Origin of the sequence: Azospirillum sp. B21, assembly GCF_008364825.1 — a bacterium.
Classification (GTDB): domain Bacteria; phylum Pseudomonadota; class Alphaproteobacteria; order Azospirillales; family Azospirillaceae; genus Azospirillum.
In genome coordinates, this window is sequence record NZ_VTTO01000019.1 from 79,901 (window position 1) to 102,243 (window position 22,343).

At 68.6% G+C, this 22,343-nt stretch carries 19 protein-coding genes and 2 tRNA genes; 14 read left to right on the forward strand and 7 right to left on the reverse strand.

What is annotated here, in order from left to right; genetic code table 11:
* The first annotated feature begins 12 nt into the window (after positions 1 to 12).
* Positions 13 to 834, forward strand: coding sequence for a hypothetical protein (locus FZ983_RS28535; protein WP_149227777.1), 822 nt, complete (start codon positions 13 to 15; stop codon positions 832 to 834).
* Between the two features lie 60 nt (positions 835 to 894).
* The gene (locus tag FZ983_RS28540; RefSeq protein WP_149227779.1) at positions 895 to 1,179 is read left to right on the forward strand and encodes a hypothetical protein; all 285 of its coding nucleotides are present in this window, start codon (positions 895 to 897) and stop codon (positions 1,177 to 1,179) included.
* A 310-nt stretch (positions 1,180 to 1,489) separates the two neighbouring features.
* Here the strand turns inward: FZ983_RS28540 and FZ983_RS28545 are convergent.
* Together FZ983_RS28545 and FZ983_RS28550 are read right to left on the reverse strand one after the other, a co-directional pair.
* Positions 1,490 to 1,566: transfer RNA gene (locus tag FZ983_RS28545), tRNA-Arg, on the reverse strand.
* A gap of 185 nt (positions 1,567 to 1,751) precedes the next feature.
* Positions 1,752 to 1,828: transfer RNA gene (locus FZ983_RS28550), tRNA-Arg, on the reverse strand.
* Positions 1,829 to 2,059: 231 nt separating this feature from the next.
* Here FZ983_RS28550 and gpt point away from each other — a divergent pair.
* The gene (gene gpt / locus FZ983_RS28555; RefSeq protein WP_014249303.1) at positions 2,060 to 2,554 is read left to right on the forward strand and encodes a xanthine phosphoribosyltransferase; all 495 of its coding nucleotides are present in this window, start codon (positions 2,060 to 2,062) and stop codon (positions 2,552 to 2,554) included.
* 166 nt (positions 2,555 to 2,720) lie between these two features.
* Positions 2,721 to 4,373, forward strand: coding sequence for a hypothetical protein (locus FZ983_RS28560; protein ID WP_149227781.1), 1,653 nt, complete (start codon positions 2,721 to 2,723; stop codon positions 4,371 to 4,373).
* A 30-nt stretch (positions 4,374 to 4,403) separates the two neighbouring features.
* Here the strand turns inward: FZ983_RS28560 and FZ983_RS28565 are convergent, their stop codons facing one another.
* The 4 genes from FZ983_RS28565 to FZ983_RS28580 all read right to left on the reverse strand — a co-directional run bounded on the left by FZ983_RS28565 (position 4,404) and on the right by FZ983_RS28580 (position 9,071).
* The gene (locus FZ983_RS28565; RefSeq protein ID WP_149227783.1) at positions 4,404 to 5,231 is read right to left on the reverse strand and encodes an ABC transporter permease; all 828 of its coding nucleotides are present in this window, start codon (positions 5,229 to 5,231) and stop codon (positions 4,404 to 4,406) included.
* On the reverse strand, positions 5,228 to 6,178 hold the full coding sequence (locus FZ983_RS28570) for an ABC transporter permease (RefSeq protein ID WP_149227785.1): 951 nt from the start codon (positions 6,176 to 6,178) through the stop codon (positions 5,228 to 5,230). The genes FZ983_RS28565 and FZ983_RS28570 overlap by 4 nt, the downstream gene beginning before the upstream one ends.
* A gap of 27 nt (positions 6,179 to 6,205) precedes the next feature.
* Positions 6,206 to 7,711, reverse strand: coding sequence for an ABC transporter substrate-binding protein (locus FZ983_RS28575; RefSeq protein ID WP_149227787.1), 1,506 nt, complete (start codon positions 7,709 to 7,711; stop codon positions 6,206 to 6,208).
* Positions 7,712 to 8,033: 322 nt separating this feature from the next.
* Positions 8,034 to 9,071 (reverse strand): NAD(P)/FAD-dependent oxidoreductase, encoded by a 1,038-nt coding sequence (locus FZ983_RS28580; RefSeq protein ID WP_149227789.1) that lies wholly within the window; start codon positions 9,069 to 9,071, stop codon positions 8,034 to 8,036.
* A gap of 313 nt (positions 9,072 to 9,384) precedes the next feature.
* Here FZ983_RS28580 and FZ983_RS28585 point away from each other — a divergent pair, with 313 nt between their 5' ends.
* The 9 genes from FZ983_RS28585 (at position 9,385) to trxA (ending at position 20,146) form a co-directional block, all read left to right on the forward strand.
* Positions 9,385 to 9,819 (forward strand): hypothetical protein, encoded by a 435-nt coding sequence (locus FZ983_RS28585; RefSeq protein ID WP_149227791.1) that lies wholly within the window; start codon positions 9,385 to 9,387, stop codon positions 9,817 to 9,819.
* 67 nt (positions 9,820 to 9,886) lie between these two features.
* Positions 9,887 to 10,369 carry a tRNA (adenosine(37)-N6)-threonylcarbamoyltransferase complex ATPase subunit type 1 TsaE gene (tsaE, locus tag FZ983_RS28590; protein ID WP_149227793.1) on the forward strand — a complete coding sequence of 161 codons (483 nt, stop codon included), beginning with the start codon at positions 9,887 to 9,889 and terminating at the stop codon, positions 10,367 to 10,369.
* A complete protein-coding gene (locus FZ983_RS28595; RefSeq protein WP_149227795.1) occupies positions 10,369 to 11,397 on the forward strand; it encodes a phosphotransferase in 1,029 nt (342 codons plus the stop codon). The genes tsaE and FZ983_RS28595 overlap by 1 nt, the downstream gene beginning before the upstream one ends.
* A 1-nt stretch (position 11,398) precedes the next feature.
* A complete protein-coding gene (locus FZ983_RS28600) occupies positions 11,399 to 12,139 on the forward strand; it encodes a nucleotidyltransferase family protein (protein WP_149227797.1) in 741 nt (246 codons plus the stop codon).
* A 193-nt stretch (positions 12,140 to 12,332) separates the two neighbouring features.
* The gene (gene addB / locus FZ983_RS28605; RefSeq protein ID WP_149227799.1) at positions 12,333 to 15,293 is read left to right on the forward strand and encodes a double-strand break repair protein AddB; all 2,961 of its coding nucleotides are present in this window, start codon (positions 12,333 to 12,335) and stop codon (positions 15,291 to 15,293) included.
* Positions 15,294 to 15,477: 184 nt separating this feature from the next.
* A complete protein-coding gene (locus FZ983_RS28610) occupies positions 15,478 to 15,807 on the forward strand; it encodes a BrnT family toxin (RefSeq protein ID WP_247884020.1) in 330 nt (109 codons plus the stop codon).
* A complete protein-coding gene (locus FZ983_RS28615) occupies positions 15,794 to 16,054 on the forward strand; it encodes a BrnA antitoxin family protein (RefSeq protein ID WP_247884021.1) in 261 nt (86 codons plus the stop codon). The genes FZ983_RS28610 and FZ983_RS28615 overlap by 14 nt, the downstream gene beginning before the upstream one ends.
* A 97-nt stretch (positions 16,055 to 16,151) precedes the next feature.
* Positions 16,152 to 19,673, forward strand: a complete 3,522-nt coding sequence (gene addA / locus FZ983_RS28620) for a double-strand break repair helicase AddA (protein ID WP_149227803.1) — start codon at positions 16,152 to 16,154, stop codon at positions 19,671 to 19,673.
* Positions 19,674 to 19,822: 149 nt separating this feature from the next.
* On the forward strand, positions 19,823 to 20,146 hold the full coding sequence (trxA, locus tag FZ983_RS28625) for a thioredoxin TrxA (protein ID WP_149227805.1): 324 nt from the start codon (positions 19,823 to 19,825) through the stop codon (positions 20,144 to 20,146).
* A gap of 240 nt (positions 20,147 to 20,386) precedes the next feature.
* On the opposite strand, the gene FZ983_RS28630 is transcribed toward trxA, so the two are convergent.
* Entirely contained in the window at positions 20,387 to 21,211 is an 825-nt protein-coding gene (locus FZ983_RS28630) for a tetratricopeptide repeat protein (RefSeq protein WP_149227807.1), read from the reverse strand.
* A 109-nt stretch (positions 21,212 to 21,320) separates the two neighbouring features.
* On the opposite strand from FZ983_RS28630, the gene FZ983_RS28635 reads away from it, so the two are divergent.
* Positions 21,321 to 22,196: an SDR family oxidoreductase gene (locus tag FZ983_RS28635; protein ID WP_149227809.1), complete on the forward strand. Its 876-nt coding sequence runs from the start codon at positions 21,321 to 21,323 to the stop codon at positions 22,194 to 22,196.
* The last annotated feature ends 147 nt before the right edge of the window (positions 22,197 to 22,343 follow it).

A 22,343-nucleotide genomic window follows, 5' to 3' on the forward strand; every position in this document is an offset into this window, starting at 1 on the left:
AAGGAATCGCGGATGTCCACCCAACGGCTTTCGACCGCTGCCGCTGCCGCTCTCGCACTCGCTGCCGTCGTCTCCGTGTTCTCGCCGGCACGGGCGGAGGAATTGGCGCTTCAGAAAAGCGCCTCCGCCATCGAAGCCAAATACAACGGCCTGGACATGGGGATCCTGACCCTCGGTCCGACCATGTCGGCAGCGGAGGCCAAGGCCGCGCTGATCAAGGAATATGGCGATGTCCTGAACGTCTCCGAGGGAACGATCGGGATTTCCTATAAGTCCATTCCGTTGGAATCGCAGGTCTACACCACGAGAATCGCCGCCACGAAGCCAGGCGACGAGATTTCGGTGCTGTTCGGCACTCCGGCCACCGGCAACACGGTCGTGAACATGACCCGCCGCCTGACGTTCGAGGACGCGCGCACGGCACCCGAAGCCGGCGCGGTGCTGGCGCAACTCGTCTCGAAATACGGAAACCCGTCGCACAACAAGCCCGCTGTCACCGGACGGGCATCGGAGATGTACCGGCTGACCTGGGTGTTCGACACGAAAGGCCCAAAGCCATGCCCGACATCCGGCTGCTGGGTTGTCTACTCCTCCTTCCAAGTCGATCAACTGGCCGACGAAAAGCGCCGCCTCGCCACCGGACACGCCGTCGAGATCATGGCCACGGCGTTCACCCATTCATCCGATGGCAACCGGGTGCGGACACTGGAGGTCACAGCGAACTACGTCGCCAACAAGGTCCTTACGCTGGAGGAGGCATTCCAGCAGTTCCAGAAGGCCGGCGAGGAACTCTACCGCAAATCGGCTACGCCGGCGGCGGCGCCGAAGCTGTGACGGAGGCCTCGGCCTCAGCCGGGCCAGTCATCAGAACGATTTTTTCAGGAGACACCGAACATGCGGCACGACGGTATTTGCGGTTTCTGCGGGAGCGACGTGCGGAACGGATTCGACACCTGCGCTCACTGCAGCGCGATGTGGGCCAGGGGTTTCACCTCGCAAGGGCGCAAGAAGGGTCTGCTGATCCTGCTCGCGTCCGGCGTGCTCGCGGTGCTGTCCATGATTCTTCATAACAGCGCCACGGGAAGCATTTTCGGGTTTCTGTCCGTCATGACCTTTCTGGCCATGATTCTGGGGCGCTTCACGTTCCTGAAGTCGTGGGCGTGGTTCAAGTCCGTCTGATCCTGACAGGCGCAAGGCCGGCCCCCGGCATCGCAAGCAACAGGGCAGCAACGATGTCTCCACGGGCCCGTGCCCGCGAAGGAGAATTGCCTGGGAACTGCGCCAATTGACCAAAGTCGAGCGGAAATCCCGAACAGTCGGGCTTTCCGCTCGACTGCGTTCTGCCGGTTTCCGACAGCTTTTCCCGCATTTTCGGTATCCACTGCCCGCCAGGGATGAAGGGGCGCAGGAAGAAGCGCGGTAGGAAACCCCGGAAACACGAAAGGCGGCCAGAGGCCGCCCATTCGTAAATACCTGTTTTCTTGGAGGATGGCGCGCCCGAAGAGATTCGAACTCCTGACCCTCAGATTCGTAGTCTGATGCTCTATCCAGCTGAGCTACGGGCGCCTTGTCCACCAAACGTCTCGCCGTCGAAGTGTCCCCCGGCGTCGAGGCGCGCAACCTACTCAAATCCGTCATCGAAGGCAAGAGCTTTTCACGACGAAAAACGCGAAGCTTTCTTGCGGATTTCGACGGTATCCCAGACGACAAAGGCCACCGCGGAGGTGGCCCGTCTTGTCGAACAGAAAGGATGGCGCGCCCGAAGAGATTCGAACTCCTGACCCTCAGATTCGTAGTCTGATGCTCTATCCAGCTGAGCTACGGGCGCCTTATCCACCGTCTGTCCCGGCGTCGGCGGCAGGCCGTCGGCGTCGAGGCGCGCAACATACTCAAAGCCCCCCTGCCCCGCAAGCGCTTTTTTCACGAATTTTCGCCTGCCTTCCCACGCCCCTGCGCGCCCCCTGCGACGGTCGGTCCACCGCGTACGAATCGCCCCCGATTGCCGGGCGGCGGCGGCTGGGTTATACAGTCCCCTTGCTGTTTTTGGAGAGTCAGTCCCGTGGCCGAAGCCCCCTTCAACAAGCATTTCCCGGTGTCCTGGGAAGAGCTCCACCGCAACGCCAAGGCGCTGGCCTGGCGCCTGATCGACCGTGGCCCGTGGAAGGGCATCATCGCGATCACGCGCGGCGGCATGGTTCCTGCGGCGATCATCGCGCGCGAACTCGAGATCCGCATGATCGACACCGTCTGCGTCTCCAGCTACGACCACCAGCAGCAGCGCAATGCGACGGTGCTGAAGGGTGTCGAGGGCGCCAATGCCGGCGACGGCGAGGGCTGGCTGATCATCGACGACCTGGTCGACACCGGCAAGACGGCGGAAGTCGTGCGCAAGATGCTGCCGAAGGCGCATTTCGCCACCGTCTACGCCAAGCCGGCCGGCCGGCCGCTGGTTGACACCTTCATCACCGAAGTCAGCCAGGACACCTGGATCCACTTCCCCTGGGACATCGAGCTGCAGTTCTCGCAGCCGATCGCCAAGCTGCGGCAGAGCTGACGGCCAGCCACCGGCACGGCTCCCCGCGGCTGCGGGGGCCATGCCGGTGCGCCGGTTCCCGTTTTCCCGCTCATTACATAAAAATTTACCGTTTGCGTCCTAAATGGCGCCCGGCGGAGCGTCTGCGCCCGCCAGCGCCTTACCAACATCGCGTGGCGGCCCGCGCATGACCGACGATTCGACCGGCGATATACGCCCGGATGACCTGCACCAGGACGAGTTGCGGCAGAAGATCGACGCGCTGGTGGCACGGCTGCCGGCAAGCCTCGTCTACAGCCTGCTGAGCGAGATCGAGGGCATGGACAGCGAGCCGACCGATAGGGTCCAGCTCGTCCGCCAATATGTCATCGAGTATCTGAACCGCCAGCGCACCAACCGCGCTCGGCGCCTGTTCACCAACCTGTTCGAAGCCTTCCTGATCGATGACGACGTGCTGTACCACGCCGGCCTGTCGATCCCCGGCATGCTGCAGCGCGTCGATGTCGGCGCCCTGTGGGAGGCGCTGAGCCGCGACGCCTTCCCGCTGTTGGCGGTGGAGGCGCAGGAGACGCTGGACGAGATGGCGCGCGGCGACGTGATCGACCGCATCCTGCGCTCCCCCGTCGCCATGGTGATGAAGGAGCGGATGCGCGTCGCCGCGGTGAAGCATCTGGACGCCGTGCTGGCGAACAAGAAGGCAACGGACGAATTGCTGGCCGGCCTGTCGCGCAACCGGCCGCGCCGCACCCGCCTGATGTCAGGATTCCTGGAAAAGACGCCGGCCATCGACATCGGCACGCTGCGGCTGATGCATCTGGTTCTGGCCAATGCCGAAGGACCGGTGAAGCCTGTCGCCGACCGGCTGGAGGAGTTCCCGGCCACCTGCGGCAGCGAGGCGGAGGCGAACCGGTTGGCCGACCTGCTGCAGGACGCGACGGAGCAGCTGCGCGACCGTTGCGGCGACGATCTGGCGAACCTGCTGCCGCTGTCGGTCCTGACCGTGAAGCGCAATTATCCGGTCGCGGCGCTCTATATCCGGCAGAGCGGCGTTGATCCCGGCCGCGGCGATGCCATGACCGCGGCGCTGACCGGCCATTTCGTCGGCGTCACCCGCGCGCTGACCGCGGCGCTGACCGTCATCCTCAAGCTGAACGACCGGGTTCCCGGCTCCGCCATCCGGCCCAGCGCCAAGGAGAAGGCGCGGCTGGAGGCGCTGGTGCAGCGGTTGGACCAGTTGGTCCACGCCGCCATCTCCGCCGGGCTGATGGAGGATCGGCGCAGCGAGCCGGCTTTCCGCAATGCCTGGACCCAGGCGGCCAAGATCATCGGGGCGCGGGTGGCTGCCGTGGCGATGGAACGCTCCGCCCAGGCCGCCGCCGCCCGGCGCCAGCCGGTGATCGACCATGGCGACGTGGTGTGGCTCGACCGGCTGCTGTGGCGCTGGCAGGCGATGTCGCGCGACTTCGGGTTCGAGACCTACGATCTGGTGAAATGGCGCGAAAACCTGCTGGAGGAGCTGCGCGCCAACGTCGAGAAGGCGATGAAGTTCGAGGATGCCGACCCGCTCGACGAACGGATGGAACATCTCCTGCGGATCAACGCCATCGCCGGCGTGTTCGGCCAGCGCGTCAGCGCCTGGATCCCCACCTTCAGCCACAACATGACCCGCCTGCTGTCGCACCGGCTGGAGCGCGGCGGGGAGTTGGGCGCGGAGGAGCAGGCGATCATCGACGACCTCGTCGCCACGGCGCGTACCGAAGTCGGCAAGTCGCGCTATTGGAAAAGCAACGAGCTGATGGACCTGATCGAGCTGTCGGAGCGGACGCGGCCGGTGGGGTGAGATGTTGCCGCTCCTTGCAGCGTTACCCCCTCACATCACCCCCGACGACCGATGCCGCGGGTCGAGCCAGTCGCGCAGGCCATCCCCCAGCATCGTCAGCCCCATCACGCAGAGCGCAATGGCGACACCGGGAAACACCGCCTGAAGCGGCGCGGTGAACAGATAGGTCTGGGCGTCGCCCAGCATCTTGCCCCAGCTGGGGCTGGGCGGCTGGATGCCGAGGCCGAGGTAGCTCAGCGCCGCCTCGTTGACGATGGCGACGGCGAACAGGACCGTGGCCTGGACCACGATGATCCCGGCGATGTTGGGCAGCACATGCACCAGCGTCACCGACAGCGGTCCCCGCCCCAGCGCCAGCGCCGCACCGACGAAGGGCCGCCGCCACGCCGCCAGCGCCGCGCCGCGGGTGACGCGGGCCAGGACCGCGGCGTTGAACAGGGCCAGCGCCACCACGACGTTGATCGCCCCGGCACCCACCGCCGCGGTCAGCAGGATCGCCGTCAGTACGGCGGGAAAGGCGAAGACCAGATCGCCCAGCCGCGCCACCACCTCGTCCCCCCAGCGCCCCAGCCCGGCGGCCAGCAGCCCGAGCGGAACGCCGCCCAACAGCCCGAGCCCGACCGCCGCCGCCCCCACCGACAGCGAGTTGCGGGCGCCGACCATGATCATCGACAGCACGTCGCGCCCGAAATGGTCGGTGCCGAGCCAATGGGCAGCGCTGGGCGGCTTCAGCCGGGCGATCACGCGCACCTGCTCCGCCGGATAGGGCGTCCACAGCAGAGACAGCAGCGCCATGGCGACCAGCAGCAGGGTCAGGACGGCGCCGAGATGGAGGGAGAGGGGAAGCTGCCGCCTCAAGACGACACCCCTTTCGGCCGCGGGTCGGCCAGCGCGCAGGCGATGTCGACGAGCGCGCTCACCACCACCACGAACAATGCCAGCAGCACCACCACCCCCTGCACGACGATCAGGTCGCGCTGGCCGATGGCCTGATAGAGCAGCCGGCCCAGCCCCGGCAGGGTGAAGACATTCTCCACCACCACCGCCCCGGCCACGAGGAAGGAGATCTGCAGTCCCAGCACCGTCGCCACCGGGATCAGCGCGTTGGGCAGGGCGTGGCGCAGCAGGACGGCGGTGCGGCCCACCCCCTTGGCGCGGGCGGTGCGGACATGGTCCTCGCCCAGCGTGTCGAGCACGGCGGTGCGGGTGACGCGGGCGAGGATGGCGGCCTCCGGCACCGCCAGCGCCAGGGCCGGCAGCACCAGCGCATGCAGCGCCGGACCGATGCCGCCGCCCCATCCCGGAAAGCCGCCGGCCGGGAACCAGTGCAGGGTCAGCGAGAACAGCAGGATCAGCAGGATGGCGATCCAGAAGCTGGGCATCGACACGCCCAATTGAGCGAAGCCCAGCACCGCCCAGTCGCCGCCCCTGCCCCGCCGCGCCGCGGCATAGAGGCCGAGCGGCAGGGCCAGCACCGTGCTGATCGCCAGTGACAATAGGGCCAGCGGCAGGGTCACCGTCAGCCGTTCCACCACCAGCTCCGCCACCGGGCGGGCGTAGGTCAGGCTGACGCCGAGATCGCCGCGCGCCAGCCCGCCGGCCCAGTCGAGGTAGCGGGTAAGGATCGGCTGGTCGAGACCCATCTGGCTGCGCAATGCCGCCAGCGTATCGGGCTGGGCATTGACGCCCAGCATCAGCAGCGCCGGATCGCCGGGAACCAGCTGCAGCACGGTGAAGACCACGATTGTGGCCAGCCAGACGGTGACGATCAGGCTGGCCAGCCGTCGCAGCAGGAAAGCGAGCACGCTGGGGCTATCCTTACTTGCTCGACGCTATTTCCAGGCGGCGTTGGTGACGTCGTTGGCCTGGACCGGGCGGTTGACCCACATGCCGGTCAGGCCGGCCTTCTGCACCGTCACCGACGGCAGCATGAAGAGGAAGCCGTTGACCGCATCCTCTGCCAGAATCTTCTGCTGCTCGCCGTAGAGCGCGTTGCGCTTGGCCGCGTCCTGGCTGCGGTTCAGCTCCTCGTTCAGGGCGTTGAAGCGCTCGCTCCTGTAATTGAAGTAGTAGTCGGGCCGGGCGTAGATGTCGATGTCCAGCGGCTCGGTATGGGCGATCATGGTCAGGTCGTAATCCTTGCCCTTGAACGTCTTTTCCAGCCAGGCCGCCCATTCCACCGGCTCGATCTTCGCGCGGATGCCGACCTCGGCCAGCATGGCGGCGACCAGCTCGCCACCGCGCCGCGCATAGGGCGGCGGCGGCAGGCGCAGGGTGGTGTCGAAGCCGTTCGGGTAGCCGGCCTCGGCCAGCAGGGCCTTCGCCTTGGCCGGGTCGTAGGGGTAGAGGCCGGTCAGGTCGACATAGCCCTCGCGGTGCGGCGGAAAATGGCTGCCGATTGCGGCGCCGTTGCCGTACAGCACACCCTCGATCAGCGTCTTGCGGTCGATGGCGTGGGCCATGGCGCGGCGGACGCGGACATCGTCGAAGGGCTTGCGGGCGTTGTTGGTGGACAGGACCGTTTCGCCTTCCGTCGAGCCGACCGTCACCGCGAATTTCGGATCGTTGCGGAACTCCGGCAGCGCCTCGTAGGTGCTGAACAGGGTGAAGGCGTCGATGTCGCCGGCCTTCAGCGCCGCCACCTGGGCGGCAGGGTCGCTGACGAAGCGGAAGGTGACGCGGTCGAGCTTGGGCTTCACGCCGTCATAGTCGGGGTTGCGGACCAGCACGACGCGGTCGCCGGCCACCCAGCGGTCGAACTTGAAGGGGCCGGTGCCGACGGGCTTCTGCTTGTTGGTCGGCGCCGATTCCGGGGCGACGATGGCGGCGTCGCCGCTGGCCATGTGGAACAGGAACAGGCCGTCGGGGCGCGACAGGGTGACGACCACCGTCTGCGGGTCCGGCGTTTCCACCTTGGCGATCGGGGCGAAATAGGCCTTCTGCGCGTTCACCGAGTCCCCGGCGCGGGCGCGGTCCAGGGTGAACTTCACGTCGGCGGAATCGGCGGCGGTGCCGTCGTGGAATTTCGCGTTGGACCGCAGGGTGAAGCGGTAGGTCAGCCCGTCTTCCGAGACGGTCCAGCGCTCCGCCAGGCCGGGAACCAGCTTGCCGTCGCCATCGACGCGCAGCAGCGGTTCGAACAGGTTGGCGTAGGTGACTTCCTTGATGGCGCCCGCCGCCCCGGCGGTCGGATCGAGGTGCGGCGGCTCCAGCGCCATGCCGACGACGAGGTCGGTGCGCGGCTGGGCCAGAGCGGCCTGGGATGCGGCGGCCAGCGCCAGTCCGGCGATGGCGGCCAGGGTGACGCGCTGTGTGACGCGCTGCTTGGCGGTCGACATGATGGCAAACTCCCCCGTCTCGTCGTTGGCGACGTTTTCGTTGCCGCGATGATGCGGTGCGGCGCGGGAGAGCGCAAGCGAAGCGGCTTCGGCGGCGGTCTGGATGCCCTCTTCCCGGAAGGGGTAGAGACGGGGGGCAAGATCTACACGGATGTCACGGATTTAAACACGGATTACACGGATTTTTCTTGAGCTTGGTTGCGCTCCGGACTTCCGGGGAAAGCGATGCTGCGGCAACGCCACATCCGTGTAATCCGTGTTCAAATCCGTGACATCCGTGTCGATCTTGTTCTGCGTCTCCAGTACTTGAACGGAATCGGGATCAGGCCGCGCCGGGCACGCCCTTCGAGGTGGAATATTCGAAATGCAGCGCCTCGCCCGGATAGACCAGCGGGCGGATGGAGTGGGCGGCCTGGGCCGCCTCGGCGAAGCCGCAGAGGATCAGCTTCAGCTTGCCCGGATATGTGGCGATGTCGCCGATGGCGAAGACGCCCGGCACGTTGGTGGCGCAGCCGGGCTGGGCAACCGCGACGTGGCTCCGCTCCAGATCCAGGCCCCAGTCGGCGATGGGGCCGAGATTCATCGACAGGCCGAAGAAGGCGAGCAGGGCATCGGCCGGCAGCGCCTTTTCCTCGCCGTCCAGCGTGGCGACGCGCACGGCGGTCAATTGGCCGTTCTCGCCGTCCAGACCGGAGAGCTGGTAGGGCACCACCATCTCGATCCGCCCCTCGCGAACCAGGGTTTCCATGCGGGCCACGCTTTCGGGCGCCGCGCGGAATTTCGGACGGCGGTGGACGACGTAGACGCGCTCCGCCACATCGGCCAGGGAAATGGCCCAGTCGACCGCGCTGTCGCCACCGCCGGCGATCACCACCTTCTTGCCGGCGAAGTCCTGGCGGCGGCGCACCATGTAGAAGACCGATTTGCCTTCATAGGCCTCCAGCCCGTCGAGCGGGGGGCGGTTGGGGCCGAAGGCGCCGCTGCCGGCGGCGATGATCACCGCCTGGGCGTCGATCTTCGTGCCGATGCTGGTCTCCACCAGCCAGCGCCCTCTGTCCTGGCGGGTCAGCTTTTCCACCTGCTGGCCCAGGTGATAGGTGGGCGCGAAGGGAGCGGCCTGTTCCGCCAGCCGGTCGATCAGGTCGGCCGCCTCGATCGAGGGGTGGGCCGGGATGTCGTAGATCGGCTTCTCCGGGTAGAGCGCGGTGCACTGGCCGCCGACCATGTCCAGCGCATCCACCACATGGCAGCGCATCTTCAGCATGCCGCATTCGAACACGGCGAACAGGCCGACGGGGCCGGCGCCGACGATGACGACATCGGTGGTGAGGACGTCGTTGCTGGATGCGGTCTGCGACATGAAAGCCAATTCCTTGAGACGGGGTGCCGGGTGGAGGATGCCGGGTGAGGGGATGAAGGTGCGCGAATGGTCCTTCCATTGTCCGCATTTCCCGGCCGGGTCAACCCCCAGCAAAGGGAAAGCGGTGCTGTGTCGCGCATGGGGCCGGGTGCGGCGGGGGATGGCGGCGCAGGTTTCGCAATTTCGCATAAATTCGCTTAAATTTGTCGATTGCGCACCGGAGAGTGCAAGACCGACAGTAGGAACGTACGGCGGATGGCCGGGCCTGGCAGCCCGGAGGCCGGTCCGGATGCCAGTCGGGTGGAGGCCCGGAATGAAGGAACTTCGCTGTCTGGTCTTCACCGACCAGGAGGTTGTGCGGGCCGTGCTCGACCGCCGGCGCCGGGTGAAGGATCCGCTGCCGGTCGGCACCGTATCCAGGATCGTCTACCACCGCAACGAGGGGCCGGAGCAGGAGGGCATCGAGACCCGCCTATCCATCACCGACGATGACGGCGCGGTGACCGAACTGGTGCTGGCCGAAGCCGAGGTGACGGCGGCGCTGGTCGGCTATTGCATGGGCCGGCGCATTCCCCTGCCGGTGGCATCGGACAAGATGCTGCACCTGATCAACGGTGCGCTGACGCTGATGATCACCATGAACTTCAACAAGGCGCCGCGGCTGGTGGTGGCCGGTGCTGCGGAAGGAGCCGGACCGGGAGCGGGTGCGGCGGACCGGCTGTCGCCGAAGCGGCGGGTCGGCCGGTAAGCCTGCCGCTGACCCACCCTTCTTTACGGCTTGCGGGCGGGCGGCGGCTTCGCACAGTATCCGCGCCATGTCGGACATCTCCCCCTACACCCTCGCCGTACCGCTGCCGGACGAAGCCGCCACCGCGGCACTGGGCCGCCGGCTGGGCGTCCTCCTGCGGCCGGGCGACCTCGTGGCGCTGCGCGGCGATCTCGGCGCCGGCAAGTCGGCGCTGTCGCGGGCATTGATCCGCAGCGTCACCCATGAGGACGCCGAGGTGCCGTCGCCCACCTTCACGCTGGTGCAGACCTACGACACCGCAATCGGCCCGGTCTGGCATTTCGACCTCTACCGTTTGTCGGGACCGGACGAGGTATACGAGCTGGGCTGGGACGATGCGCGGGCAGAGGCCGTGGCGCTGGTGGAATGGCCGGACCGGCTGGGTCCGCTGCTGCCGCCCGACCGGGTGGAGGTGACGATGGAGCATGACGGACCCGACGCCCGCCGCGCCACGCTGACCGGCCATGGCGCGCTGGCGGCGCGGGTGGCCGCCGCCGACTGGACGCTGTGATGGCTGACCTGTCCTCCACGCGGGAGGCGGAGATCGCCGCCTTCCTGGCCGCCAACGGCTTGGCCGAAGCCGTGCGGGAACCGCTGGCCGGCGATGCTTCCGCCCGCCGCTATGAGCGCCTCCGCAAGGCCGATGGCGGAACGCTGATCCTAGTGGACACGCCGGCTCCGGCCGACGACCTCGTGCCCTTCATCGCCATCGGCACCGAGTTGGCCGGCATCGGACTGTCTGTTCCCACCGTGATCGCATCGGATGTGGAACGAGGCTTGGCGATACAGGATGATTTCGGAAGCGAAACATTCTCCCGCCTGCTGGCCGACGGTGCCGATCCGCAACCGCTCTACGAAATGGCGACCGACGCGCTGATCGTCCTCCATCACGGCTTGCCCGAGGGAGCGGCGGGACGTTTGGCCCTGCCTGTCTACGATCCGGCGCTGTTCATCGCACAGACCCGGCTGTTCATCGACGCCTATGTGCCGGTGGCGCTGGGGCATCCCCTGAGCGAACAGGATCGTTCCGATTTCGATACGGCTTGGCGGACGGTGCTGGAGCCGGTTTGCGCCGGGGCGCCGTCGCTTCTGCTGCGCGATTATCATGTCGACAACCTGATGCGGTTGCCGCGGCCGGCAGTAAGGGCGGCCGGGCTGATCGACTTCCAAAGCGCGGGCTGGGGGCCGCGGGCCTACGACCTCGTCTCGCTGCTGGAGGATGCGCGGCGCGACGTGGCGCCCGATCTGGCGGACGCGATGGTCGTGCGCTACCTCGCCGCGTTCCCCGACACCGATGCCGCCGCCTTCCGCCGCGCCATGGCGGTTCTGGGGGCGGCGCGCCACACGCGGATCGTCGCCATCTTCGTCCGTCTGGCGCTGAGCCAGGGCCGGCGGTCCTACCTTGTCCATCTGCCGCGGGTCTGGCGCCTGCTGGAGGCGCAGCTGGCGAAGCCGGAGCTTGGGCCGGTCGCCGCCTGGTTCGACCGCCATCTGCCACCCGAGGACCGCGCCGCCTTCGTCGTTCCGGAGACGATCTGAGATGACCGTGATCATTCCCGACACCGCTATGGTTCTTGCCGCCGGCCAGGGCCTACGGATGCGCCCGCTGACCAACCACATGCCGAAGCCCCTGATCCCGGTGCTGGGCAAGCCCATGCTGGACCATGCGCTGGACCGGCTGGCGGCGGCCGGCGTCGGCCGGGCGGTGGTCAACAACCACTATCTGGGCGCGATGATCGGGGAGCATTTGAAGGACCGGGTGGCTCCGGCCATCACCCTGTCGCCGGAGGATACGCTGCTGGAGACCGGCGGCGGGGTGAAGAAGGCGCTGCCCCATCTGGGCACGGCGCCGGTCTATACGGTGAATGCGGACATCTTCTGGCTCGACGGCCCGGTGCCGGCTCTGCGCCGCCTGGCATCCCATTGGAACCCGGCGGAGATGGACGCGCTGCTGCTGCTGATGGCGACGACCAAGGCGGTCGGCTATGACTGGCTCGGCGACTATCACATGGACCCGCTGGGCCGCCTGACCCGCCGGGCCGAGCGCGAACTGGCGCCCTTCGTCTATGCCGGGGTGCAGATCGTGAAGCCGGAGCTGTTCGCGGCCGAAACGCCGGACGGCGCCTTCTCCACCAACCTGATCTGGGACCGCGCGCAGGAGGCGGGGCGGCTGTTCGGCCTTGCCCATGACGGGCTGTGGTTCCACATCGGCACGCCCGCCGGGCTGAAAGAGGCCGAGGACCTGCTGGCCATCGGCGGCGTGCGGGCGGTGGCGCATTGAGGGCGGTATTGGGGTATCATCCATTCTGTCGAATGAGTTGCTGCTGAGTGCCCCCTCCCCAGCCCTCCCCCGCTAACGCGGGAGAGGGTGCCTTCCGCGAAGCGGCGGCAGTCCCCTCCACCGCCAACGGCGGGGGAGGGTTAGGGAGGGGGCAACCGGCGACTGCACCATCAAGCATCAGTCCGGACACTCCATGACCCACCCCAAAGTCTACAGCATCCCCGCGGGCGCGCCTTTCGTCGACATGCTGGCGGCCGGGATCATGGAGCGGGTCGGCGGCGATCCGATGGCGCTGGCCGGGGTCACGGTGCTGCTGCCGACGCGGCGTGCCTGCCGGGCGCTGCAGGCGGCCTTCCTGCGCCGCTCGGGCGGACAGCCGACCCTGCTGCCGCGGATGGCGCCGCTGGGCGAACTCGACGCCGGCGACCTCAGCCTGACTGAGGAGGAGCTGCCCGACGTTCCGCTCGACCTGCCGGAAGCGATCTCGCCGCTCAACCGGCAGATGACGCTTGCGCGGCTGATCCTGGCAAGCCCGCTGCCGGCAACCACGGCGCAGGCGGTGCGTCTCGGAGCAGATTTGGGACGGCTAATTGATGCGGTATGGACAGAACGTATCGATTTCGAGCGGCTCCATAACCTTGTTCCCGATGATTACGCAGAACACTGGCAGAAGACCTTAGATTTTCTCAACATCATCATTACCAATTGGCCCGCCATCCTCGAGTCGACCGGAGAAGCCGACCCGGCCAAGCGCCGCAATCTGACGCTGGAGACCCAGGCCGCTCTCTGGCAGGCGGCCCCACCGCCGGGCATGGTGATCGCCGCCGGCTCCACCGGCTCCATCGTAGCCGCGTCCGACCTGCTATCGGTCATCGCCCGGCTGCCTCACGGGGCGGTGGTGCTGCCTGGCCTCGACACCGGGGCCGAGGAAGAGATTTGGCAGGCGATTGAGCAGGATGAATCTCACCCGCAGCACGGGCTGTCGCAACTGATCCGCCATCTCGGCGTGGAACGGCAAGAGGTGCGGCCCTGGACCGACGCACCGGAGCCGCTCGGTGCCCGCGCCCGGCTGATCGCTGAGGCGATGCGACCGGCGGCGACCACCGAGGGCTGGCGCGAGTTGTCGGGTGTGGACGCCTCGGCGCTGGATGGGCTGACCCGCATCGACGCCGCCACCTCGGAGGAAGAGGCGCAGGTCATCGCGCTGCTGATGCGCCATGTGCTGGAGACTCCGAGCAAGAGGGCGGCGTTGGTCACCCCCGACCGCAACCTTGGACGCCGGGTCGCCATGGCGCTGGCACGCTGGGGAATCCTGGTGAACGACTCGGGCGGCCAGCCACTCGCCCACACCGCGGTCGGCACCTATCTGCGCCTGACGGCGGAGCTGGTGGCCAGCCGCGTCCATCCGCTGGCCCTATTGGCACTGGCCAAGCACCCGATGGCGGCCGGCGGCCGCGACTCGGCGGATTTCCGCGCCGCCGCCCGCGCGCTGGAGCGTGTGGTGCTGCGCGGCCCCCGCCCGGCCGAGGGGTTTGACGGCGTGCTGGCGGCGCTGGAACAGGCCGACCGCTTCGACCATGAGGAGCAGCAGGAGTTCCTGCGCACATGGCTGGTCGACATCGGCCAGCGCGCCGCCCCCTTTCTGGAGGCGCTGACAACCGAGACGCCGCTGGCCGACCTCGTGCGCGCCCATGTCGCCTTCTGCGAATCGCTGGCCGCCGACGACGCGCTGACCGGTGCGGAGCGGCTGTGGCGCCAGGACGACGGCGAGGAGGCCGCACGCTTCGTCCACGATCTGCTCGACGCGGCGGAGGGCTTCCCGGCGATCCCGGCCAAGGATTACCCGGCGCTGCTCGACGCGCTGATGAGCGCGCGAGCGGTGCGTCCCCGCTATGGCCTGCACCCGCGGCTGTCTATTCTGGGTCCGATGGAGGCGCGTCTCCAGCATCCCGACCTGACCATTCTGGGTGGGCTGAACGAGGGGACATGGCCGCCGGCGGCATCTGCCGATCCCTGGATGTCGCGGCCGATGCGGCGCGATTTCGGCCTGCCCAGCCCGGAACGGCTGGTCGGCATGTCGGCCCACGACTTCGCCCATGCCTGCGGCGCGCCGGAGGTGGTGCTGACCCGCGCCGCGCGGGTGGAGGGCACGCCGACCGTGCCGTCGCGCTGGCTCTTGCGGCTGGAAACCGTGCTGAAGGCGCTGGATCTGGACGGCGTGATCGAAGAGCGCGGGGCCTGCTGGCTCGGCTGGGCCCGCGGGCTGGACGAGCCGGACCGGGTGCAGCCGGTGGCCGCACCGGAACCGCGTCCGCCTCTGACTGCCCGGCCGCGCAAGCTGTCGGTGACGGAGATCGAGACTTGGATGCGCGACCCCTACGCCATCTATGCCCGCCACGCCCTGCGGCTGCGGGCGCTCGACCCCATCGCCGCCGATCCCGGCGCGTCAGACCGCGGCCAGATCATCCACGACACGCTGGACGCCTTCGTCCGCGAGTATCCCGGCCCGCTGCCGCATAATGCGCTCGACCGGCTGATCGCGCTGGGGCGCGAACGCTTCGGCCCGCTGCTGCGCAGCCATCCAGATGTCTGGGCCTTCTGGTGGCCGCGCTTCGAGCGTGTGGCCGGCTGGTTCGTCGATCTGGAACGCGAGCGCCGCCCCCGCATCCGCCCGCTGGCGACCGAGGTGCCGGGCCGGCTGGAGCTGTCCGGTCCCGGCGGCCCCTTCACCCTGACCGCCAAGGCCGACCGCATCGACCGCGGCCCCGACGGGCTGGTGGTGATCGACTACAAGACCGGCACCCCGCCGAGCACGCGTGAGATCGAACTGGGCTTCGCCCCGCAGCTGCCGCTGGAGGCCGCCATCGCCGCGGCCGGCGGCTTCAGCGGAGTCGACAAGGGCGCGGTGGCCGAACTGACCTTCTGGCGCCTGTCCGGCGGCGACCCGGCCGGCGAGGAAAAGCCGGTGAAGGGCGACCCGGCGGTGTTGGGGGAAGAAGCGCGGGCCGGACTGGAAGCGCTGATCGCGCAGTTCGACGACCCGAACACCCCCTACCGCTCCCGCCCGCGCCCGGCGATGGCGCCGCGCTACACCGACTATGCGCATTTGGCCCGTGTCCAGGAATGGTCGTCGGGCGGCGGGGAGGGAGAGTGATCCTTATCAAAATCAACCGGAAGGTTAATTGCCGCCTTATTGCCATACGTCTGTGTGAGCGTTCAATTTCCAGCAGCTCATTGGCCGGATGGATTGGGGAAGACAGGCAAGGCATCTCAGGACCGGATGTAGCGGCATCGTAAACGTCGCCATAGCCCAATTTCCTGTACCCCCATAAATTCTCTTGCTGCCGGAATTTTTCGGGGGTACGATAATTCACCTAAAGATCACATTCGATCCCGCCAAGCGTGACCGGACCCTGAGCGAACGAGGACTCGACTTCGCCGACGCGGCCGAGGTGTTTGCCGGCCGGACGATCGACATTCCCGATGAGCGGTTCGACTATGGCGAGGCTCGCATCCTCTCCATCGGACACCTGAGAGGGCGGATGGTGATCGTGGTCTGGACGCCGGCGGGAGACGCACGCCGCATCATTTCGATGAGGAAGGCCAATGACCGGGAGCAAACGCGCTTTGGGCAGCGACTCTCTGAAGAGCGACTTGGCAAAGGTTGACGAGCATGTCATCCAGCCCGAGGAATACGACGAGATCCCGGAGATCACAGCGGAGATGTTCGCACGCGGCACGGTGATGGAGGGCGGCAAGCCGGCCCGCCGTGGTCGCCCCCCGGTCGAAGCGCCCAAGGAAGCGATCAAGCTTCGGCTGGATGCCGACGTGCTGAAGCATTTCCGGGAAACCGGGCCGGGATGGCAAACGCGCATCAACGCCGCGCTGCGGCAGGCCGCCGGCCTGTCGAAGTGACGGTTGATCCGACCCGGTCACCTGATCTTTCGCCCTTGCCCCGCCCCCGGCATCTGGATCAGCATCCGGCCCTGACCCGGCACCGGAAGCTCTACGCATGACCATGACCGACCTGCCCCCCCGCAGCCTGCCGCTCGATCCCAACGTGGCGCAGCGGCGGGCCTCCGATCCGACCGCGTCGGTGTGGGTCGGGGCGTCTGCCGGGTCGGGCAAGACCAAGGTGCTGACCGACCGGGTGCTGCGGCTGATGCTGTCGGGCACGCCGCCGGCGCGGATCCTGTGCCTGACCTTCACCAAGGCCGCCGCGGCGGAGATGGCGATCCGCATCAACCGGACGCTCGGCCTGTGGGCCACCCTGCCCGACGAGGCGCTGGAGGATCGGCTGGCCGACCTCTGCGGCGAGCGGCCGTCGATGGAGGCGCGGCTGAACGCCCGGCGCCTGTTCGCCCAGGTGGTCGACTGCCCCGGCGGCATGAAAATCCAAACCATCCACGCCTTCTGCCAATCGCTGCTGCGCCGCTTCCCGCTGGAAGCCGAGCTGGCGCCGCATTTCGACGTGATGGACGAGCGCACCGCCGACGGGCTGCTGACCGAGGCGCGCGACGCCGTGCTGCATGCCGGCCGGACCGAACCGGACAGCCCGCTTGGCCGCGCCATGGGCCGGCTGACCGGCGACCTGAATCCCGAGGATTTCGCCGAGCTGCTGGCGGAGCTGGCCAGCCAGCGCGGACAGGTGGAAAGGCTGCTGAAAGACTTCGGCGGGCTGGACGGGCTGATCGACGCCATCCACGATACCCTCCAGGTGCCGCCCGGCGTGACCGAGGAATCGATCCTGACCCACGCCTGCCACGATGACCAATGCGACCCGCCGGCCCTGCGCGAGGCCTGCCGGGCGCTGTCGGGCGGCAGCGCCGGCGACCAGGAGCGCGGCATCGCCATCCAGCACTGGCTGGACGCCGCCGACCGCCGGGTGCGCGCCTTCGAGGCCTACAAGCGCCTGTTCCTGACCGCCGAGGGCAGTCCGCGCAAGACGCTGATCACCAAGAAGCCGGCCACCGCCTACCCGCAGGCTCTGCTGTCCCTGCAGAAGGAGGCGGAGCGGCTGGTGGAGATAGCGGAGCGGGTGAAGGCCGCCGGGGTCGCCGCATCGACCACCGCGCTGCTGACCCTGGCGCAGGCGATGCTGGACGCCTACCGCGACCGCAAGGCGGCCCGCGCCCTGCTGGATTACGACGACCTGATCCTGGCGGCCAACCGGCTGCTCAGCGGCAAGGACGGCACGCCGCGGGTGCCCTGGGTGCTGTACAAGCTGGACGGCGGCCTGGACCATATCCTGATCGACGAGGCGCAGGACACCAACCCCGACCAGTGGGCCATCGTCGCGTCGCTGGCCGGCGAGTTCTTCGCCGAGCTGGAAGCCGCCGCCCCGGACGGCAAGATCCGCACCGTCTTCGCGGTGGGCGACGAGAAGCAGTCGATCTTCAGCTTCCAGCGCGCCGATCCTGCTGAATTCGCCCGCATGCGCCGCCATTTCCAGGACAAGGCGGAGTCGGCCGAGCGGCTGTGGGCGGGGGTGGACCTCGACATCTCCTTCCGCTCGACCGCTGCGGTGCTGGAGACGGTGGATGCCGTCTTCGCGCTGGACCGTGCCCGCGACGGCGTGGCGTCCGAGGCCAGCCCGGTGATCCGCCACCGCGCCTTCCGCCGCGGGCAGGCCGGACTGGTCGAGCTTTGGCCGCCGGTGAAGCCGGTGGAGGCGACGGAGACGCCGGCCTGGGCACCGCCGGTGGCGCGCGAGTCCGCCGACTCCCCCTCGGCCCGCCTCGCCTCGGTCATTGCGGCGACGGTGCATGGCTGGATCGACAGCGGCGAAAGGCTGGAGGCCAAGGGACGGCCGGTGCAGCCCGGCGACGTGATGGTTCTGGTCCGCCGCCGCACCGCCTTCGTCACCGAACTGGTGCGGGCGCTGAAGGACCGCGGCGTGCCGGTGGCCGGCGTCGACCGCATGGTGCTGACCGAACAGCTTGCCGTCATGGATCTGGTGGCGCTGTCCGACTTCCTGCTGCTGCCCGACGATGACCTGACGCTCGCCACCGTGCTCAAGGGGCCGCTGATTGGGCTGACCGAGGAGGAGCTGTTCCGCGTCGCCCATGGCCGGCGCGGCACGCTGTGGCGCTCCCTGGTGGCGCTGGCGGAGACCGAGCCGGATTTCCGCCCGGCCCGGCGCTATCTGGGCGACCTGCTGGCGCGCACCGACTTCTCGGCCCCCTATGAGCTGTTCGCCGGGCTGCTCAACCGGCCCTGCCCGGCCGACGGGCGATCGGGACGGCGGGCGATCCTGAAGCGGCTCGGCCCCGATGCCCAGGACCCGCTGGAGGAGTTCCTGGCCGTCTGTCTCGCCTTCGAGAAGACGGAACCGCCGTCGCTGCAGAATTTCCTCGCCTGGCTGGCGGCAAGCGACGCGGAGATCAAGCGCGAGCTGGAACAGGGCGGCGGCACCGTGCGGATCATGACCGTCCACGGCTCCAAGGGGTTGCAGGCGCCGATCGTCTTCCTGCCCGACACGCTGGGCAGCCCGACCCAGAGCCCGCCGATCCTGTGGCCGGACGAGGATTGCCCCGTGCCGCTGTTCGCCGCCCGCCGGTCGCAGGAGGACGCGCTGTGCGCCGAGGCGCGGGCGCGGGCCAACCGGCGGCGCGACCAGGAATACCGCCGGCTGCTCTATGTCGCGCTGACGCGGGCCGAGGACCGGCTCTACATCTGCGGCCACCAGGGCAAGCGCGAGCCGTCCGACGAGTGCTGGTACCGGCTGGTCGAGGAGGCGATGCGCGAGAACGGCGTGCCGCATGACTTCAACTTCACCGGCCTGTGCCCCGATGGCTGGGCCGGCGAGGGCTGGCGGCTGGTCGGCGCCCAGACCGCAGCGGTGCCGCGCCATGTCGAAACGGAAGAGAGTGCGTCCGCCGAGCCGCCGCCGCCCTGGATCGCCGAGCCGGCCCCGGGCGAGCCGGAGCCGTCGCGCCCGCTAACCCCGTCGCGGCCGGATGGCGAGGAACCGGCAGTGCGCTCCCCGCTCGGCAACGATGACGGCCAGCGCTTCCGCCGCGGCCTGCTGGTGCATCGGCTGTTGCAGACCCTGCCCAATCTGGCCGAGGGGGCGCGGGAGGCCGCCTGCCGCCGCTTCCTGGCGCGGCCGGCGCACAAGCTGACGCCGGAGCAGCAGGACGCCATCGCGCGGGAGACGCTGGCGGTGCTGAGCCATGCGGAGTTCGCGCATCTGTTCGGCCCCGATTCGCGGGCGGAGGTGCCGCTGGTCGGCGTGGTGGCGCTGGGTGACGGCAGCCGGGCACTGGCCGGCCGCATTGACCGGCTGGCCCTGACCGGGGACACGGTGTGGATCGTCGACTATAAGACGAACCGGCCGCCGCCGCGGGCTCTGGAAGACGTGCCAATGGTTTACCGGCGCCAGATGGCTGCCTACCGCGAGGCGCTGCGGGCGGTCTATCCGGGGCGCCGGGTGCGCTGCGTGCTGCTGTGGACCGACGGCCCATACACCATGGAGTTGCCGCCATCGGTGCTGGACGCGGCGGCGGCCGGACTGGCACACAGGGTGGCGTGAGGAACGGCCGGCGGGTCCCCCGAAAGATGGGGTGACTTGACCGGCCGGGCGCCTCCGCCCTACATTTTGCTCAATTCCACTGACGGGGCGATGGCCGCCGGCCTTCCACAACCGGTCCGCGGCGCTTCCGAATCCAGGCTAGAGGTCACATGAGCACCACCATCAAGGTTACCGACGACAGCTTCGAGCAGGACGTCCTGAAGGCCACCGGCCCGGTCCTGGTCGATTTCTGGGCGGAATGGTGCGGCCCCTGCAAGATGATCGCCCCGGCGCTCGACGAGCTGGCCCGCGACTATGAGGGCAAGGTCACGGTCGCCAAGCTGAACATCGACGAGAACCCGGGCACCCCTGGCAAGTACGGCGTGCGCGGCATCCCGACGCTGATGCTGTTCAAGGACGGCAGCGTCGCCGCCACCAAGATCGGCGCCCTGCCCAAGGGTGCGCTGTTCCAGTGGGTCGACTCGGCGCTGTAAGCCGTTCGGGTCCGTTCAGGTAAGGAAAAAGCCCCGCCCGCGGTTGCCGCGGCGGGGCTTTTTCGTTGGGGGTGCCCCCTCCCTCCCACGGCTTCGCCGCGGGTCCCTCCCTCCCCCGCTTCGCGGTAGAGGGTGGAGTTTGCGAGCTGCGGCAGTCCCCTCTCCCTCGATCGGGCGGACCTTCGGTCCGCCGAGGAGGGGGAGGGTTAGGGAGGGGGCATCGTCAGCCGACACCTCCCCTCACTGCACCTTCTTCGGCGGCTCCTTCGCCTTATCCTTACCCGCAGTCCCCGCGACCTCCGCCGTGCGGGCGAGGTTGTCGGCGGCGGCGCGGCCCCATTCGCTGTCGGGGGCGACGCGGCGGGCCAGCGCCCAGTCGTCGCGCGCGGCCCCCAGGTTTCCGCCCAGCGCCTTGACGTTGCCGCGCAGCAGGATCGCCTCCGGATCGCCGGGCTTCAACTCCAGCGCATGGTCGATGTCGGACAGCGCCTGCCGGTAGTTGGACAGCGCCTTGTGGGCGGTGGCGCGATAGAGATAGGCGTCGGCCCGCCGCGGGTCGCGCGACAGCGCCGCGTCCAGATCGGCGATGGCGTCCCAGAAGCGTTCGCCCTCGGCACGGGCGAAGGCGCGGTCGATCAGCAGATCCACGTCGCCCGGCGTCTTGTCGAGTGCCTTGCTGTAGAGCTGTTCCGCCCGCCCCTGGTCGCCGCCACGCAGCCACGCCCAGCCCGCCCGGCCGAGCAGCGAGGCGGCGGCCCTGGGATCGTCCTTGCCCAGCGTCGGCACCAGCGCCTCAATCTGGGTGCCGGCCGCCTTGAAATCGCCGGCGTGGAACAGCGCCAGCGCTTCGCAGAGCTTGGCGTGGTCGCCGCCGCCCTGCTCCTGCCAGCGTTTGGCGTCGGCCTTGGCACCGTCGGGGTTCGCCTCCGCCTTGGCGGCGCAGGCCTGAAGCTCGCGGTTGCGGTCCAGGGCGGACGAGGGACCGGATGCGGCATGCGCCGCCGGCAGGGCTGCGAACAGCCCGAGGGCCAGCGCGCCGGAAAGGTAAGGATTGCGTCGGGTCATGGTGCCTTTACACTCCGCCATCGCCGGGCAGGGCGCAAGCCCGCAAGCCGAGCCCACAAGCCACGCCCCGGCGTTACGGATTCCCCTGCCCCAACCGGAACCGCCCGCAATGACCGATCCCCGCCTGTTCGTCTTCGGCCCCGGCTACAGCGCCCGCGTCTTCGCCGACGCGCTGCGCGCCGATGGATGGCGCATCGCCGCCACCTGCCGCAGCGAGGAGAAGAAGGCGGAGCTGGAGGCCCAGGGGATAGAGGCCTTCCTGTTCGACCGCGGCCGGCCGCTGGCCGATGCCAAGGCGGCGCTGGCCGGCACCACCCATCTGCTGGTCAGCATCCCGCCGGATGCCAAGGGCGACCCGGTGCTGGACCAGCATGCCCGCGATCTGGCCGACCTGCGCACGCTGGACTGGGCCGGATACCTGTCCACCACCGGCGTCTACGGCGACACCGGCGGCGAGTGGGTGAGCGAAGCAGCGTGGCTGAAGCCGACTGGCGAACGCCAGAAGCGGCGGGTGGAGGCGGAACGCGGCTGGCTGAACCTGTACCGCCAGTATGGCGTGCCGATGCATCTGTTCCGTCTAGCCGGTATCTACGGGCCCGGCCGCAGCGCCATCGATTCGGTGCGCGACGGCACCGCCCGGCGGGTCGACAAGCCGGGTCAGGTCTTCTGCCGCATCCATGTCGAGGACATCGCCAGGACGCTGCGCGCCTCGATGACGCGGCCGACGCTGGGCGCGGTCTACAATGTGGCCGACGACCTGCCGAGCCCCTCGCACGAGGTGGTGGAGTATGCCTGCCGCCTGCTGGGGGTGGAGCCGCCGCCGCTGGTTCCCTTCGATCAGGCGGAGATGTCGCCGATGGCCGCCAGCTTCTACGCCGATTGCCGCCGAGTGAAAAACGACCGCATCAAGCGCCAGCTCGGCGTCACGCTGGCCTACCCCGACTATCGCGCCGGACTGGAGGCGCAGTTGGCGACCGGGCTGTGACCGGAAATCCGGGGAAAGGTAAAGCTAAGGTTACAAAGCAAATGATTGGCATATACCGGCAATCGTAAGATTTAGCCAAAGACACACATGGAAAAGGCAAAACTTATTTAATAATCTCGCGGGATCATAAGCGTCCGGGCGACGACT